We start from the raw sequence: 13,979 nt of genomic DNA on the forward strand, positions 1-13,979 counted from the left end.
ATGGCCGTTGACCTCATGCAGAGACATCTGAACACGATGGGCCAGTGGCAATTCATTCGGTCGAACAGCTTTCGCTGGGCACTTGCGGTGGCCGGCGTCCTTGCCGTCTTCATGATCGCGCTGTTCGGTTTCATCTATGTGAAGATCGACAATTATCTGATCGAGCGGACCGACCGCATGCTCGGCCGTCAGATCGCCTTCATGGCGACACTGCCGATGGAGCGCCAGCTCAACGCGATCGAAGATCATCTGCGGCAGGATTCGCGCGGCGTTCAGTTTGCAGGGGTGTTTGGCTCGGACGGGCGGAGGTTGGCCGGCAACATGGAGCGTCTTCCGGCCGGTCTCAAGATCGACGCCCCGGCGCAGAGCGTCACCGCGGCGAGGGTAGACCAGCCGGATCACAATCATTCAGTTCGCGCGATCGCAAAGCGCATGCCAAACGGCAACGTTCTGGCGATTGCACGCAATGTCGATGAGACCAAGGAAATCTCCCACGTCGTCGGCGAAGCGCTCGCGTTCGGATTGTTGCCGGCATTCATCATCTGTCTTCTGGCCGGCGCGTGGCTGAGCGTGCGGGCGCAACGGCAGGTCGAGGAGGTCAACCAGCGCGTCCAGCGCATTATCGCGGGCGATCTGCGTGAACGGCTGCCCTATCGCGATGGCAGCGAGCCGTTCTCCAAGCTCGCAGTCATCGTCAACGGCATGCTCGACGAGATGGAAACGATGATCAACGCGCTTGCCGGCGTCGGCAACGATATCGCCCACGATCTCAGGACGCCGCTGACGCGCGCAAGGCTCGCGCTCGAGCGCGGCCGCACCCATGCAACGTCGCTGGAGCAGCTTCAGACGGTCGCGGACAAGGCGATCGCAGGCATCGATCAGTCGCTGACGATCATCACTGCGCTGTTGCGGCTTGCCGAGATCGAGAACAGCCGGCGGTCGGCCGGCTTCGGCATCGTGCGGCTGCATGAGATGTTGCGGGAGGTCTGCGACATCTACGAGCCGATCGCGGAGAACAAGAATATCGTGCTGACGGTCCACGCCGAGCACGAGCTCAACGTGCGCGGCGACCGGGACCTGTTGATCGAGGCGGTCACCAATCTCGTCGACAACGCCATCAAGTTCACGCCGGAAGGCGGCAAGGTCGATATCGAGCTGCTGCGCAGCGGGAATGAAACGGTGATCCGCATTGCGGATACCGGCAGCGGGATCACGACCGAGGAGCGCGACGCTGTGCTGCGGCGGTTCTATCGGTCCGACAAGATGCGCAACACGCCTGGCGTCGGCCTCGGCCTCAATCTGGTGGCTGCGATCGTCAAGCTGCACGGCTTCCGGCTGACGATCCACCCGGGCGCGGGATGCCGCGTCGAGATCGCCTGCCCGGATCCGGAAGCGTAATCGCCGAGGGGAGGGCCGCGGCCTGTCCATGCGGCTTGCGCATAGCCTGCTTTTTCTCCGATATTGAGCGTGTCGTTTGGAGGAGCGGGCCATGAGCACAGCGATACAACCCTATCGGATCGCGGTCGGTGACGATGTGCTCGAAGATCTCAAATCAAGGCTCGGCCGGACGCGGTGGCCCGAGGCCGAGCTGGTCGAAGACTGGAGCCAGGGTGCTCCGCTGAAGTGGATCCAGAAGGTCTGCCGCTACTGGGCCGACGAATATGACTGGCGCAGCCGCGAAGCGCGCCTCAATCGCTTCGCGCAATTCACGACAGAGATCGACGGACTTGGCATCCATTTCCTGCATGTTCGCTCGCCGCACGCGAACGCGTTGCCGCTGATCATCACCCATGGCTGGCCGGGATCGGTGGTCGAATTCCACAAGGTGATCGAACCGCTAACCGACCCGACCGCGCACGGTGGCCGTGCGGCCGACGCGTTTCATGTGATCTGTCCGTCATTGCCGGGCTTCGGCTTCTCCGCCAAGCCGCGTGCAACCGGCTGGGGCGTCGATCGCATTGCCGCGCCCTGGGCCGTACTGATGGAACGTCTTGGCTATGCGCGATACGGCGCGCAAGGTGGTGACTGGGGTTCGGCCGTCACGACCGCGCTGGGCGCGCAAGACGCTGCGCGTTGCGCCGGCATTCACATCACGCTAGCGATGGCGACGCGGCCCAATGTCGAGGGACAGCCGACGCCGGAAGAGGTGCGGGCGCTGAACGGTATCAAATACTACGCCGACTGGGATTCCGGCTATTCGAAGCAGCAGTCGACCCACCCGCAAACGCTCGGCTATGGGCTGACGGATTCACCGCGCGGTCAGGCCGCGTGGATCCTCGAGAAATTCTGGGCCTGGACCGACTGCGACGGGCATCCCGAGAACATCCTGTCCCGCGACGAACTGCTCGACAACGTCATGCTGTATTGGGTGCCCGCCACCGCGGCTTCCTCGGCGCGGCTCTATTGGGAAAGCTTCGGATCGAAACGGCGAACCGCGCACAAGGTCATCGTGCCGACCGGCGTCGCCGTCTTTCCTAAGGAGATTGTCACGCCGGTTCGAAAGTGGACGGAGGCGAGCTACACCAACATCTGTCATTGGAGCGAGATGCCAAAGGGCGGGCACTTCGCCGCCCTTGAGCAGCCCGGGTTGTTCGTGCGCGAGGTGCGCGAGTTCTTCCGGCCGTTGCGCGAGGAAGCGAGTCAGTCATGAGCGAAGGACGCTATCGCCTGATCGGATCCACCGCTGCTGGAGCGCGCGGAGTGCTGGGCGCATCTGGCTGCGAACTGATCGCCTTCGGTTTCATCTAGCGAACCAGCTATCGCGAGCAGGACGGCAAGGTCTTGATCGCTTCCTCCGCCTCGGCCCGGCTCTTGTAAACCGTGTCGCTTGCGACCGTGATGTTCGGGGTATCCGTCTTGGGCGTCTTGTCGACGACCGAGCAACTCTTGGTCAGCGAATTGAGCACAACATAAAATGCCGGACCGGTTCTCGTGCTTTGGGCGAGGGCAGGGGCATGGCAGACAGCCGCGAGCAACGCAACCAAATTGAGACAAAGCAGATAGCGTTTCATCATGACCTCCCTCGGTTCGAGCGAAATTAGCGCGCGAAGAGGAGTTCGGTTCCGGATCTGGATGGCAGACCTCGACGCCTCAACCCTGCAAATTAATGGGCCCCGGTGCATTGGAGCATCGCGGGGCCCTGCATCTTCGTTTTAGCGAAGGATTCTGGTAGACACCAGGATAACTCTGGATCGTAAAGCGCGTGGCCTTTGCGCTCCCATCCGGTGGATATGTTCAGATTGTCGACGGCGCAATGCGGCTAGCAGCTGCTGTTCGCCTCAACTGCGCCGAGACCTTGCCGCTGAGCAAGGTCACAGGACTGTCCCGGTGGCGTCATGCTCCTCTCCAAGAGTGGCCCGACGGACATCTGTCCGTATCCTCTGCTTGCCGCCCGACGACATAATCGATCGGCAATCCCTGCAAGGCCGGGAGCCAAGCTCCAGCACCCCGACAGGTGCATCAACAAAATGCTGCGGCAGATATTGGAGGCTGTCAAGTGAAGTCGCGGTTCCCCGAGGTGAGGGAACCATGAAGCGCAGGATCATTTCCTATGTCGGCTGCCAAGCGCTATCGCGATGGAGGTCGGATCCTTGATGCGCTCGATCAGCAAGTCGATGCGATCGCCACCCCAGAACAGCTCGCCATTGAACACCATGGTCGGGACGCCGAACACGCCGAGCGCCTCCGCTTCCTCGACGATCCGATCATGTTCCGCTCGCGCGGGCCCACGAACATATTCCTCGAACTCTTTCGCCGAGCCGCCGATCGTCGCGATCACGCCCGCGATATCAGATAGTTCGTCGATCTCCAGATCATGGTTCCAAAAGCGGCGAAAGACCGTGTCGTGGTACGGCCGGAACAGGCCGTGGCGTTGGGCGAACAGCATGCCGGCGCTGGAATAGAAGGCGTCGTAAATCCGCCGCGGCCCTTTCATCGTCAGGCCCTGCGCGTTGGCGAAACGCCGCGCGTCCATGTAGGCGTAACGCACCTTGCGCCAGAAATGCGGGGTGCGCTCTTCCACCGTCCCCATGAATTCCGGGATCCGCAGCGTATAGGGCAGCCATTCCAACTCGACGCCATGCTGCTCTTCGAGCTCGAACAGGCGCTTGTTGGCGACGAAGGCGTAAGGGCTCTTGTAGTCGGTATAGATGCGTACGCGCGGCCTTTCCATCCTTAGCCCCTCCGTGATCATGGTGGCTCTCAGGCGTCTGCACGTTTGGTTTGTCGATACTGACTCAGGTCGGGATCATGAGTCATCCCCCAATAGTCGACGAAGCGCCAGGGCATGGCCGAGAACACGCGGCCCCGGCTGTTGCGATAATAGGTCGTCATGCCCGGATGGGTCCAGATCAACTGCTCATGTTCGGCATCGACCTTGCGGACATATTGATCATGGGCTTCCTGACTGACATCGATGGCGGCAATGCCTTTCTCGATCATCTCGACCAGACAAGCCGAGATGTAGCGGCTCTGGCATTCCGACTGGAAAATCACGCTGCCGCCATGCGCAGGTCCTGAGTTCGGGCCCAGCATCAGGAACAAGTTTGGGAAGTTTGGCACGGTCAAACCGAGATAGGCCGTCGGGTTATCGTTGGCCCAGACATCCCTGAGATTGTTGCCGCCGCGCCCGGTGATGTTGAGCCGCGCCGCCATCTCCGAAACCCTGAAGCCGGTTGAGATGACGATGATGTCGTGCGCACGCTGCTTGCCGTTTGCCGTGACGATGCCGTCGCGCGCAAAATGATCGATCGGGTCGGTGACCAGCTCGACATTCGGCTTGGTCAGCGTCTTGAACCAGTTGTTGTCGAGCAGGATGCGCTTGCCATAGGGCGGATAGGTCGGCACGCATTTTTCGATCAGGTCGGGGCGATCCTTGAGCTCGGACAGGATGAAATCCGTCAGCTCCTGCCGGTGCCGGTCGTTGCCCTTGTTGACGGCGCGCGCCGGATGCGGCCAGTTCGGATCCTTGCGCAGGAATGGCAGCAGGCCGTCGCCATAGCGCCAGAACATGTTGAAGCGGTACCACTGCACATAGAAGGGCAAATGCGCGAGCAGCCATCGCGCGCCTTCGGTGATCGGGTCGGAGTAACCCTTGACCGGGCGTGCCCATTGCGCCGTGCGCTGATAGACCGTGACCGACGACACGCGATCGGCGATGGCGGGCACGAGCTGCATCGCGGTGGCGCCGGTGCCGATCACGGCGACGCGCTTGCCGTCGAGATTGATATCGTCGGACCACAGCGCCGAATGCACGGCGAGGCCCTGGAAATCTTGCTCGCCCTTGAAGTGAGCCGGGGCGGGGTCGTTGAGCTGGCCGATCGCGCTGACGAGAGCGGTCGATTCAAAAGTTTCTTCTCCTTTCTCGGTCTTGAGAGTCGAGATCCAGCGCCGCTTGTTGTCGTCCCAGCGTGAGGCGATCAGCTCGGTGTTGAGACGGACATGGCGTCGGATGCCGTGTTCGCGCACCACCTTCAAGAGATAGTCGAGCAGTTCCTGGCGCGGCGCGAAATAACGCGTCCACTGGTTCCGCTCGCCGAACGAGAAGGAATAGGAGTGGTTCGGGGTATCGACGCCGCAACCGGGATAGCGGTTGACGTACCAGGTGCCGCCGATCTCGTCCTCTTTCTCGACGATGGTATAGGGGATGCCGAGCCGGTCCAGCGCGACGCCGAGCGCAATCGCGCAGACGCCGGCGCCGACGATCAGGACGTGCTGTTCGGCGAGCTTCTCGTCCGATGGACGTTTGGTCCAGCGCGCATCGCGCGGGATGAAACCCATTTCCTCGCGCATCAGCGGCGCATATTCCGGCGCAACGGGCTCGCCGAGCGTCGCGCTCATCATCTTCAGCATCAGCTCGTTGCCGGGATCAGTGATAACAGGCTTGGGCTCGCCGTTCTCATAGAGCTTCAGGACCGCGGCGCGGATTTCGTCCTGAATCTCTTTCGGCACGCCGGCAGCCGGATCGGGGATCAGGCGCACGTCACGCTTGGGCTTGTACGGTGGTTCCAGCCAGCGCTCATCGCCGGTCATGTGCACGAGCACCATCAATAGCACGCGGATGTCGCCTTCAGCGATCGCGGAAGCCAGGTCGAGTTTCTTGCGCGGCATTTCGATGTTCATGCTGTTGTCCTCACGCTTCCGGTGCTTCCGGCAATCCGCCATAGGCGGCCCATGTTGACCCCGCGATAAAGCCGGCATCGACAGGCAGGTTGATGCCGGTGACGCCGCTGCTCTTTGGGGAAAGCAGCCAGGCAATCGCCTGCGCCACCTCGAACGGCTCGACCAGCCGGTTCATGGCAGATGGCCGCGAAAGCAGTTCCTTGTCGAGCGCGCCCGAGGCGATGCCGGCTTCCAGCATCGCCGTGCGGGTGAAACCCGGCGATACCGCGTTGACGCGCACGCCGACCCGGCCCCATTCGGCGGCAAGCGTCTGTGTGATCTGGATGACGCCGGCCTTCGCCGCGGTATAGGCGTGGATCGGGCCCGAGGTCATGCCGGCGACTGAGGCGACATTGACAATGGCGCCGTTTCGCCGCGCGGCCATCCGCACGCCGACGCTGCGGGCGACCAGAAACGTGCCGCGCAGGTCGATGTTGACCTCGCGGTCCCATTGCTCCATCCGCACCCGCTCGATCCGATGCATCTTGCCGAACACGCCGGCGGCATTGACAAGGCCGGTGATCGGCCCATGCGCGGCCTCGATGTCGGCAACGCCGGCGGTGACGGTCGCTTCGCTCGCGACATCGAACGGGGCGGGCCAGAGGATCGCATCGGTCCCGACCAGCGGTTCCGGCGCGATGTCGACGATGACGACGCGCTGGCCCTGGTCGGCAAGCAGCGTGGCGGTGGCGGCGCCAATGCCGCGGCTGCCGCCGGTGACGAGAACGAGGCCGTCAGCGCTCATGACCATTTTCCTGACTTGCTTTGTTGAACAGGCCGCGGGTCACAAGCTTCCGATAGGCCGAGATCACATGATCGGGCGGGGCGGTGACCTTGCCGTCGGTGTAGGAATAGCGGCGGCTGAGATAGCCGCGCGCGCCCATCAGCATCTGCACGATCGCCTCGAACTCCTCGTCGCTGAAATCGGTGATCTCGCCGGCCTGCCGCGCGCGGCCGAGGATGCGCACATAGGCGATCGAGATATTGTCGAAATGCTTCTGGTAGCCGATCGGTGCAAAGAATTCGGCTTCGTTGAGGATGCGCAGGAACTCCGGCACTTCCAGGATGAAATCGAAGAAGGCGGTGAAGCGCTCGATCTCCTGCCGCGCGGTGTGGGCGGTGCCGGTGCGTGCGTGGATGAAGCGCACCATGTCCAGTCCAATCTTCGGCAGGAGCTGCTCCAGCAGCTCCTGCCGGCTCTCGAAATGATTGTAGAAGGTGCCTTGCGCGACGCCGGCTTCCTCGGTGATGCGGGCAACGGAGGCTTCGGCGTAGCCATATTTGCCGACCACCTTGGTCGCGGCGTCGAAGATCTTTTGCTTGGTCCAGGCGTTGCGCTCGACCCGGTTCAGCTTGGGGATCTTGATGGGCGCAGCGTGCGGTGCTTGGGTCATGTAGCGGTCTCCAGTTCGGCGCGCAGCACGCGCTTGAGCACCTTGCCGGAAGGGTTGCGCGGCAGGCTGTCGCGGATGATCAGTTGTTTCGGCACTTTGAAGCTGGCGAGCCGGGTGCGGCAGTAATCGGTGAGGGCGGGCAGATCGAGCGCAGCGCCTTCCGCCAGCACGATGATTGCGACCGGCTTCTCGCCCCAGCGCTCATCGCGCGCGCCGATGACGGCGACCTCGCGAACCTCAGGCATTTCATAGATGACGCGCTCGACCTCGGAGGAGGCGATGTTCTCGCCGCCGGAAATGATCAGGTCTTTCTTGCGGTCGGTGAGATAGAGGAAGCCCTCCTCGTCGAGATAGCCGACATCGCCGGTGCGGAACCAGTCGCCGAAGAAGGCGGCTGCGGTCTTCTCCGGATCCCGCCAATATCCTTTCGTGACCTTCGGTCCGCGCAGCCAGATCTCGCCGTTCTCGCCCGCGGGGAGAGGATTGCCCTGGTCATCACGGATCTCGACCTCGACATGGGCGATGGCGCGTCCGGTCGAGCCGATCTTCTCGATCTCGCGGCCCGGCTCCATGAAGGTGTCACCGCCGACGGTTTCCGTCAGACCATAGGCGTCGATGTAGCGGGCATTCTTGAAACAGTCGGAGAAAGCGCGGATGCGCAGCTCCGGCGTTTTCTCGCCGCCGCCGATCACCCATGCGAGACTTGAGACATCGTAACGGTCACGGGTGGGGCAAGCGAGGATCGCGGTCGTCATCACAGGGGCGAGCCACGCCGCGTTCAGCTTCTCCGCTGCGATCGCAGCGAGCGCCTGTTCGGGCTTGAAGTCGCGATGGACCGAGAGCATGCCGCCGTGCCACAGCACACCGATTCCAGGCAGATCGAGGGCGCCGACGTGATAGAGCGGGCCGACGACAAGCAGGCGCGTATCCGCATTGAGGCCGAGCACCAGCGTCTGGTCGGCCGACTTCCAGTACATGTTCTCGTAACTGAGCATCACGCCCTTGGGGCGGTCGGTCGTGCCTGACGTGTACATCAGCCGCATCAGGTCCTGTGGTCGGCGGACATGCATAGGCGCGGGCGCGATGTCGCCGGCGAACTGCGTGGCAGTCGATTGCGCGGCTTCATCCAGCAATACGATTGGCGCATGGCCCGCCGCGGTTGCGGCAAGCTCTTGATCCGCGATCAGGATGCGCGCGCCGGCATTGCCGACGATGTAGCCGACCTCATCGGCGGAGAGGCGATAGTTGATCGGCAGGAACACCGCGCCGATATGGCTGGTGGCAAACACCAGTTCGAGAAAGGCGGCGCTGTTCTTCATCAGCACCGCCACGACGTCGTCGGGGCCGATGCCGCGAGAGACGAGCCAGCCGGCCGCCCGGCGGATGCGCTCGTCGAAGTTGCCGTAGGAAATGTCCACGCCGCGATATTTCAGCGCACACCGATGCGGCGTCCGCTTGGCATGAAAGGCGATGAAGCTCGAAAGGTTGATCATCTGCCGCTCAAAGGGCCGTTTCGGCCTCGTTGCCTTCCCCGATGAACTATGACTCGTAATTCATCTTTGGCTTGACGTCACCCCCCTTGCTCTGAAATCCTTGTGTCCACGGAGACGAGATGATCTCCGGCAAGGGAATAGGGAACGACAACCCGACTGGGAGGGGAGAATGAAGAGAACCCGTCAACCGGGCGTCAGCCGCCGTGCGACTCTGGCGCTGATGGGCGCCGGTGCGGTGACGATCGCTGCGCCATGGGTGGCGCGCGCGCAGGCCAAGACCATCAAGATCGGCATGCCGACGATTTTGTCGGGTCGCGTCGCGCAGCTCGGCACGTCCTCGCGCAATGCCGTGCTGCTGGAGGTCGAGAAGGTCAACGCCGCGGGCGGCCTGGCTGGCCGGCAGATCGAGATGGTGATCCGCGACTCCAAGGGCCAGCCGCAGGAAGCAGCCCGCGTCGCGCGCGAACTCGTCAACACCGACGGCTGCGAGATGCTGTTCGACGGCGAGGCCTCGTCCGGATCATTCGCGGTGCACGAAGTGGCGCGCGACCTCGGCGTGCTCTGCATCCACACCTGCTCGGAAGCCTCCTCGCTGACCGCGGATCCGAAGCAGCACATTCCGAACGCGTTCCGCTGCGTCCGGCAAGGCATCCACGATTCCATCGTCGGTGGCAGCTATGCGGCGGCGATCGCCAAAGCCAAGGGCCTGAAGAAATGGGCGACCTGCTCGCCGGACTATGCCTATGGCCGCGATACCACCGGCGAATTCGCGCTCTATCTCAAGCGCTTTGCGCCCGATGTCGAGATCATCAGCGAGTCCTGGCCAAAGCTGTTCCAGCCTGACTACACCGAAGTGGTGACGAAGATCCTGCAGGCCAAGCCGCAGGCGCTGTATACGTGCCTGTGGGGCGGCGATCTGACGTCCTATATCGACCAGGCCAACATCTACGCGCTGTTCACGCAGATGGAAGTGTTCGCCGTCAACATGGCCGACTACACGGCGCTCACGGTGGTGAAGAACCTGCCGAAGGGCATTCACTCCGGCAACCGCTACATCAAGACATTCCCGAAGACGCCGGAGAATGCCGCGTGGGGCGACGCCTACCGGGCGAAGTACAACGAGTACCCGACCAACTGGTCGTGGCAGAATGCGACTGCGGTGATGCTGTTCACCGAGGCGGTGAAAAAAGCCAACTCCACTGACGGCAAGAAGGTCGCGGAAGCGCTGCGCGGGTTGACGATCAAATGCCCGTTCGGCGCCGACGGCACCGTGACGATGCGCGCGGAGGACAACACCCTGGTCGGCTACGCCATCGGCTGGGGCACCACGATCCCGCAGGAACCTTATGTGCCGGAGGTGAAGGCCGGCGATTGGAAGACCATCTTCGAGCTCGAAGCCGAGTGGAAGAAGAGCAAGGGCTACACCTGACCGGCCTGTGAGTGGAGGCGGGCGGGCCGCTTCCACATACGTCACGTTTGGCGAGTTGCGCGCCGACGGTTTCGGCGCGCTGAGATGGAAATACTGCATTGGATATAGACGCGCTCGCTGGCTGCCTCGCCAGTCCGGCCTGCCTGGTGACGCAAACCACCAGCGGCCTCATTATCGGTATGCTGCTGTTTCTCGTCGCCGTCGGGCTGACGCTGATCTTCGGCGTGCTCAAGGTGGTCAATTTCAGCCACGGCGCCTTCTATATGTTCGGCGCCTATTTCGCGATGACGGCCTACCAGCTCACGGACAGCTTTGCGCTCGCGATGCTGTGCGGCGCGGCGGGCACGGCGCTCCTCGGCCTGATCTTCGAGCGCGTGTTCATGAGCCGCGTCTATGGCGCCGACGTGCTGATGCAATTGCTGGTCTGCTACGCCTTCGTGCTGATCTTCGACGACGTCGTGCGCATGATCTGGGGACCTGAATTCAAGTCGATGGGCATGCCGTCGGCGTTCCAGGTGCGACCGCTGTTCATCGCCGGCGGCGTCGTGCCGCCCTATTACCTGCTGCTGATCGGGGTCGCATTGGCCGCCGCCTTGGTGCTTGGCCTTGGGCTTGCCCGCACCCGGATCGGCAAGGTGATCCGCGCGGCCGCCCACAATCCGGGCATGGTGTCGGCGCTCGGCATCAATACCGGGCTGCTCTATGGCGGCGTGTTCGCGCTCGGCGGCATGCTCGCTGGGCTTGCCGGCGCACTGGCGGCGCCGGTGCGCTCGCTGACGCCGGGAATGGGATTTTCAGTGCTGATCGAATCCTTCATCGTCACCGTGATCGGCGGCATGGGCTCGATCCTGGGCGCGCTGATCGGGGCGCTGCTCATCGGCCTGATCCGCTCGTTCGGCTCGCTCGGCTTTCCCCTGTTCACCGAAGGCCTGATGTACCTGTTCATGGTGATCGTCCTGGTGTCACGGCCGACCGGCCTGTTCGGCAAGGAGGTCGCATGACCGAGCTGCAGGCTGATCGCGCGTCGGAGACCTTGAATGCGCCGCGCATCGAAACGCGCTCGTTCCGCTCGCGTTATCGCGACATTCTGATTGCGCTGGTCGCCTTTGCGGTGCTGGCGGCGCTGCCATTCTTCTTCGGCAGCAAGGCGCTGCTCGATTTCGTGATCCGCTGTTCAGCGTTCGGCCTGTTCGCGACGTCGCTCAATCTGCTCGTCGGCTATACCGGCATGATCTCGTTCGGGCACGGCATGTTCTTCGGTCTCGGCGCCTATGGCTTCGGCCTGCTGATGCAGCGCACCGGCGTGCCGATACCGGTGGCTTTTGTGGCGACGCTCGCGATCACCGCCGTTTTTGCTGCGATCATCGGTGCGATCTGCGTGCGGCTGAAGGAGATCTACTTCGCGTTCGTCACGCTGGCATTCCAGATGCTGATCCACTCGACGATCCTGACCTGGGCGTCGTTGACCGGCGGCGACCAGGGCTTGCGCGGCGGCATCCCACGGCCGGTATTTTTCGGCATCGATCTTGCCAATCATGTGCATCTCTACATCACAAGCTGCGCGCTGCTGGTGCTCGGCCTGCTTCTGATGCGCCAGATCGCGCAATCGCCGTTCGGCTATACGCTGCGCATGATCCGCGACAATGCGCGGCGCGCCAGCTTCATCGGCATCGATGTCTGGCGCGCCAAGCTGACCATCTTCGTGCTGGCGGCGCTGTTTGCGTCCACCGGCGGCATGGTGATGGCGCTGTTCGTCTCCGGCGCCTATCCCGAATTCGCCTACTGGACGATTTCGGGCGAGGGCATCTTCATCAACATGCTCGGCGGCGTCACCACGTTCCTGGGGCCGATGGTCGGCACGGTGCTGCTGCTGATCCTCAACGATACCGTCACCCGCTACACGGAATATCATGGCATCGTGCTCGGCGTCGTGATCCTGTTCTTCGCCATCGGCCTGCGCAAGGGCCTGATGGATTATGTGCTCGAGTGGTATGCGCAGCGGCGCGACGGGCCAGGGGAGCGCGGCTAGGCATGCTTGATATTCGCGAGCTCTCAAAGTCGTTCGGCGGGGTGAAAGCGACGGACAACGTTTCGCTCGACTTTGCCGATGGCTCGCTGACGGCCGTGATCGGTCCGAACGGTGCCGGCAAGAGCACCTTCTTCAATCTGATCACCGGCGCGCTCAGACCGGATTCCGGCGAGGTAATGCTCGACGGCGTCGATCTCGCCGGCAAGTCGCCGCCCGAGATCGTGCGGCACGGCATCGGACGGGCGTTCCAGGTCGCCAGCATCTTTCCTTCGCTCACCGTGCAGGAGACCATGCTCGCCGCGGTCTGCGCGGATCAGCGCCGCTCGACCGTGCTGCACCGGCGTTTCCCGCTCGTCGAGACGCGGGACCGCGCGGAGCACGCGATGGAATTGCTCGGCCTTGCCAACAAGCGCCACCGCACCGCCGCGACGCTGTCGCATGGCGATCAGAAGCTGCTCGATATCGCGCTGGCGTTGGTGCTCGACCCAAAGGTGCTGCTGCTGGACGAGCCGACCGCCGGCATGGGCACCGAAGAGCGCTGGCGGATGATCGACAAGGTCCGGGAGCTCTGGGAGACGCAGAAGATCACGGTCGTGTTCATCGAGCACGACATGGACATCGTGTTCAAGATCGCGCCCAGGATCGTCGTGCTCTGCTACGGCCGCATCCTTGCGACTGGCACACCTGATGCCATCAGGCGCAACGACGCGGTGATCGAGGCTTATCTCGGTACCGAGGACCATGCCGAGGCCGTGACATGAGCGCTTTGCCAGTCGTGCAGGTCCAGGACCTCGACGTCTACTACGGCACGAGCCAGATCCTGTTTGGCGTCGGCCTCTCGGTGCGGCAGGGCGAGACCATGGCGCTGCTCGGGCGCAATGGCGCCGGCAAGTCCACTACCATGAAGGCGATCATGGGGCTCGCGCCGGCGCGTCGCGGCAAGGTGACCCTGAACGGCAGGACCGTTTCCGGGATGCGGCCGCATCGCATCGCCCGCGCCGGATTGGGTTTTGTCCCGGAGGACCGCCAGATCTTCCCGGAGCATACGGTCGAAGACAATCTCGTCATCGGCCAGAAGAAGGGGCCAAATGGCGAGGACGAATGGTCGATTCGGCGCATCTATGACGTTTTCCCGCTGCTCGAGCCATTGCGCTACCGGATCGCGGGACGGCTGTCCGGCGGCGAGCAGCAGATGCTGGCCATCGCGCGGACGCTGATGGGCAACCCAGCGCTGCTGCTCTTGGACGAGCCGAGCGAGGGATTGGCGCCGATCATCGTGCAACGAATCGGCGAACTGTTGCGGCAGCTTCGCGCAACCGGCGCCACGGTGTTGATCGCCGAGCAAAACATGCATTTTTGCCTTGGCCTTGCAAGCCACGCGACGGTTATCGACAAGGGCCAAATCGTCTACACATCTCCAATCGAAGAGCTGAAGGCCAACGACAACATTCGGCAGCGCTATCTGGCGCTGTAGC

At 63.0% G+C, this 13,979-nt stretch carries 13 protein-coding genes; 7 read left to right on the plus strand and 6 right to left on the minus strand.

The window, feature by feature from the left end; genetic code table 11:
- The first annotated feature begins 15 nt into the window (after positions 1-15).
- Positions 16-1,398, plus strand: a complete 1,383-nt coding sequence (locus ACZXDY_RS21490) for a sensor histidine kinase (protein WP_464346859.1) — start codon at positions 16-18, stop codon at positions 1,396-1,398.
- Between the two features lie 91 nt (positions 1,399-1,489).
- The gene (locus ACZXDY_RS21495) at positions 1,490-2,650 is read left to right on the plus strand and encodes an epoxide hydrolase family protein (RefSeq protein WP_464346860.1); all 1,161 of its coding nucleotides are present in this window, start codon (positions 1,490-1,492) and stop codon (positions 2,648-2,650) included.
- Between the two features lie 106 nt (positions 2,651-2,756).
- Here ACZXDY_RS21495 and ACZXDY_RS21500 read toward each other — a convergent pair whose 3' ends face one another.
- From ACZXDY_RS21500 to ACZXDY_RS21525, 6 genes are all read right to left on the minus strand, one after another.
- On the minus strand, positions 2,757-3,011 hold the full coding sequence (locus tag ACZXDY_RS21500; RefSeq protein ID WP_155255254.1) for a hypothetical protein: 255 nt from the start codon (positions 3,009-3,011) through the stop codon (positions 2,757-2,759).
- Between the two features lie 530 nt (positions 3,012-3,541).
- Entirely contained in the window at positions 3,542-4,171 is a 630-nt protein-coding gene (locus tag ACZXDY_RS21505; RefSeq protein ID WP_464346861.1) for a DsbA family protein, read from the minus strand.
- A 29-nt stretch (positions 4,172-4,200) separates the two neighbouring features.
- A complete protein-coding gene (locus ACZXDY_RS21510; protein WP_464346862.1) occupies positions 4,201-6,120 on the minus strand; it encodes a flavin-containing monooxygenase in 1,920 nt (639 codons plus the stop codon).
- Between the two features lie 10 nt (positions 6,121-6,130).
- On the minus strand, positions 6,131-6,904 hold the full coding sequence (locus ACZXDY_RS21515) for an SDR family NAD(P)-dependent oxidoreductase (RefSeq protein WP_456643174.1): 774 nt from the start codon (positions 6,902-6,904) through the stop codon (positions 6,131-6,133).
- The gene (locus tag ACZXDY_RS21520; RefSeq protein ID WP_464346863.1) at positions 6,894-7,553 is read right to left on the minus strand and encodes a TetR/AcrR family transcriptional regulator; all 660 of its coding nucleotides are present in this window, start codon (positions 7,551-7,553) and stop codon (positions 6,894-6,896) included. Before ACZXDY_RS21520 ends, ACZXDY_RS21515 begins: the two co-directional genes overlap by 11 nt.
- Positions 7,550-9,046, minus strand: coding sequence for an AMP-binding protein (locus ACZXDY_RS21525; protein WP_464346864.1), 1,497 nt, complete (start codon positions 9,044-9,046; stop codon positions 7,550-7,552). The genes ACZXDY_RS21520 and ACZXDY_RS21525 overlap by 4 nt, the downstream gene beginning before the upstream one ends.
- A 169-nt stretch (positions 9,047-9,215) precedes the next feature.
- Between ACZXDY_RS21525 and ACZXDY_RS21530 the strand changes: the two genes are divergently transcribed.
- The 5 genes from ACZXDY_RS21530 to ACZXDY_RS21550 all read left to right on the plus strand — a co-directional run bounded on the left by ACZXDY_RS21530 (position 9,216) and on the right by ACZXDY_RS21550 (position 13,978).
- Positions 9,216-10,475, plus strand: coding sequence for an ABC transporter substrate-binding protein (locus ACZXDY_RS21530; protein ID WP_464346865.1), 1,260 nt, complete (start codon positions 9,216-9,218; stop codon positions 10,473-10,475).
- Positions 10,476-10,573: 98 nt separating this feature from the next.
- Positions 10,574-11,476 (plus strand): branched-chain amino acid ABC transporter permease, encoded by a 903-nt coding sequence (locus tag ACZXDY_RS21535; RefSeq protein ID WP_464346866.1) that lies wholly within the window; start codon positions 10,574-10,576, stop codon positions 11,474-11,476.
- On the plus strand, positions 11,473-12,504 hold the full coding sequence (locus tag ACZXDY_RS21540; RefSeq protein WP_464346867.1) for a branched-chain amino acid ABC transporter permease: 1,032 nt from the start codon (positions 11,473-11,475) through the stop codon (positions 12,502-12,504). Before ACZXDY_RS21535 ends, ACZXDY_RS21540 begins: the two co-directional genes overlap by 4 nt.
- 2 nt (positions 12,505-12,506) lie before the next feature.
- Entirely contained in the window at positions 12,507-13,265 is a 759-nt protein-coding gene (locus ACZXDY_RS21545) for an ABC transporter ATP-binding protein (protein ID WP_028164869.1), read from the plus strand.
- Complete coding sequence (locus tag ACZXDY_RS21550; RefSeq protein WP_464346868.1) at positions 13,262-13,978, plus strand: ABC transporter ATP-binding protein; 717 nt, start codon at positions 13,262-13,264, stop codon at positions 13,976-13,978. The genes ACZXDY_RS21545 and ACZXDY_RS21550 overlap by 4 nt, the downstream gene beginning before the upstream one ends.
- Position 13,979: the final 1 nt, after the last annotated feature.

The sequence above is a fragment of the Bradyrhizobium sp. LeoB3 genome (genome assembly GCF_055456055.1).

Excerpts from the sequence above, each read along its gene's own strand:
- ACZXDY_RS21495 (WP_464346860.1), top strand. The coding sequence starts at position 1,490 with ATGAGCACAGCGATACAACCCTATCGGATCGCGGTCGGTGACGATGTG.
- ACZXDY_RS21540 (WP_464346867.1), top strand. The coding sequence starts at position 11,473 with ATGACCGAGCTGCAGGCTGATCGCGCGTCGGAGACCTTGAATGCGCCG.
- ACZXDY_RS21515 (WP_456643174.1), bottom strand. The coding sequence starts at position 6,904 with ATGAGCGCTGACGGCCTCGTTCTCGTCACCGGCGGCAGCCGCGGCATT.
- ACZXDY_RS21490 (WP_464346859.1), top strand. The coding sequence starts at position 16 with ATGCAGAGACATCTGAACACGATGGGCCAGTGGCAATTCATTCGGTCG.
- ACZXDY_RS21550 (WP_464346868.1), top strand. The coding sequence starts at position 13,262 with ATGAGCGCTTTGCCAGTCGTGCAGGTCCAGGACCTCGACGTCTACTAC.
- ACZXDY_RS21500 (WP_155255254.1), bottom strand. The coding sequence starts at position 3,011 with ATGAAACGCTATCTGCTTTGTCTCAATTTGGTTGCGTTGCTCGCGGCT.
- ACZXDY_RS21520 (WP_464346863.1), bottom strand. The coding sequence starts at position 7,553 with ATGACCCAAGCACCGCACGCTGCGCCCATCAAGATCCCCAAGCTGAAC.
- ACZXDY_RS21525 (WP_464346864.1), bottom strand. The coding sequence starts at position 9,046 with ATGATCAACCTTTCGAGCTTCATCGCCTTTCATGCCAAGCGGACGCCG.
- ACZXDY_RS21510 (WP_464346862.1), bottom strand. The coding sequence starts at position 6,120 with ATGAACATCGAAATGCCGCGCAAGAAACTCGACCTGGCTTCCGCGATC.
- ACZXDY_RS21505 (WP_464346861.1), bottom strand. The coding sequence starts at position 4,171 with ATGGAAAGGCCGCGCGTACGCATCTATACCGACTACAAGAGCCCTTAC.
- ACZXDY_RS21545 (WP_028164869.1), top strand. The coding sequence starts at position 12,507 with ATGCTTGATATTCGCGAGCTCTCAAAGTCGTTCGGCGGGGTGAAAGCG.
- ACZXDY_RS21530 (WP_464346865.1), top strand. The coding sequence starts at position 9,216 with ATGAAGAGAACCCGTCAACCGGGCGTCAGCCGCCGTGCGACTCTGGCG.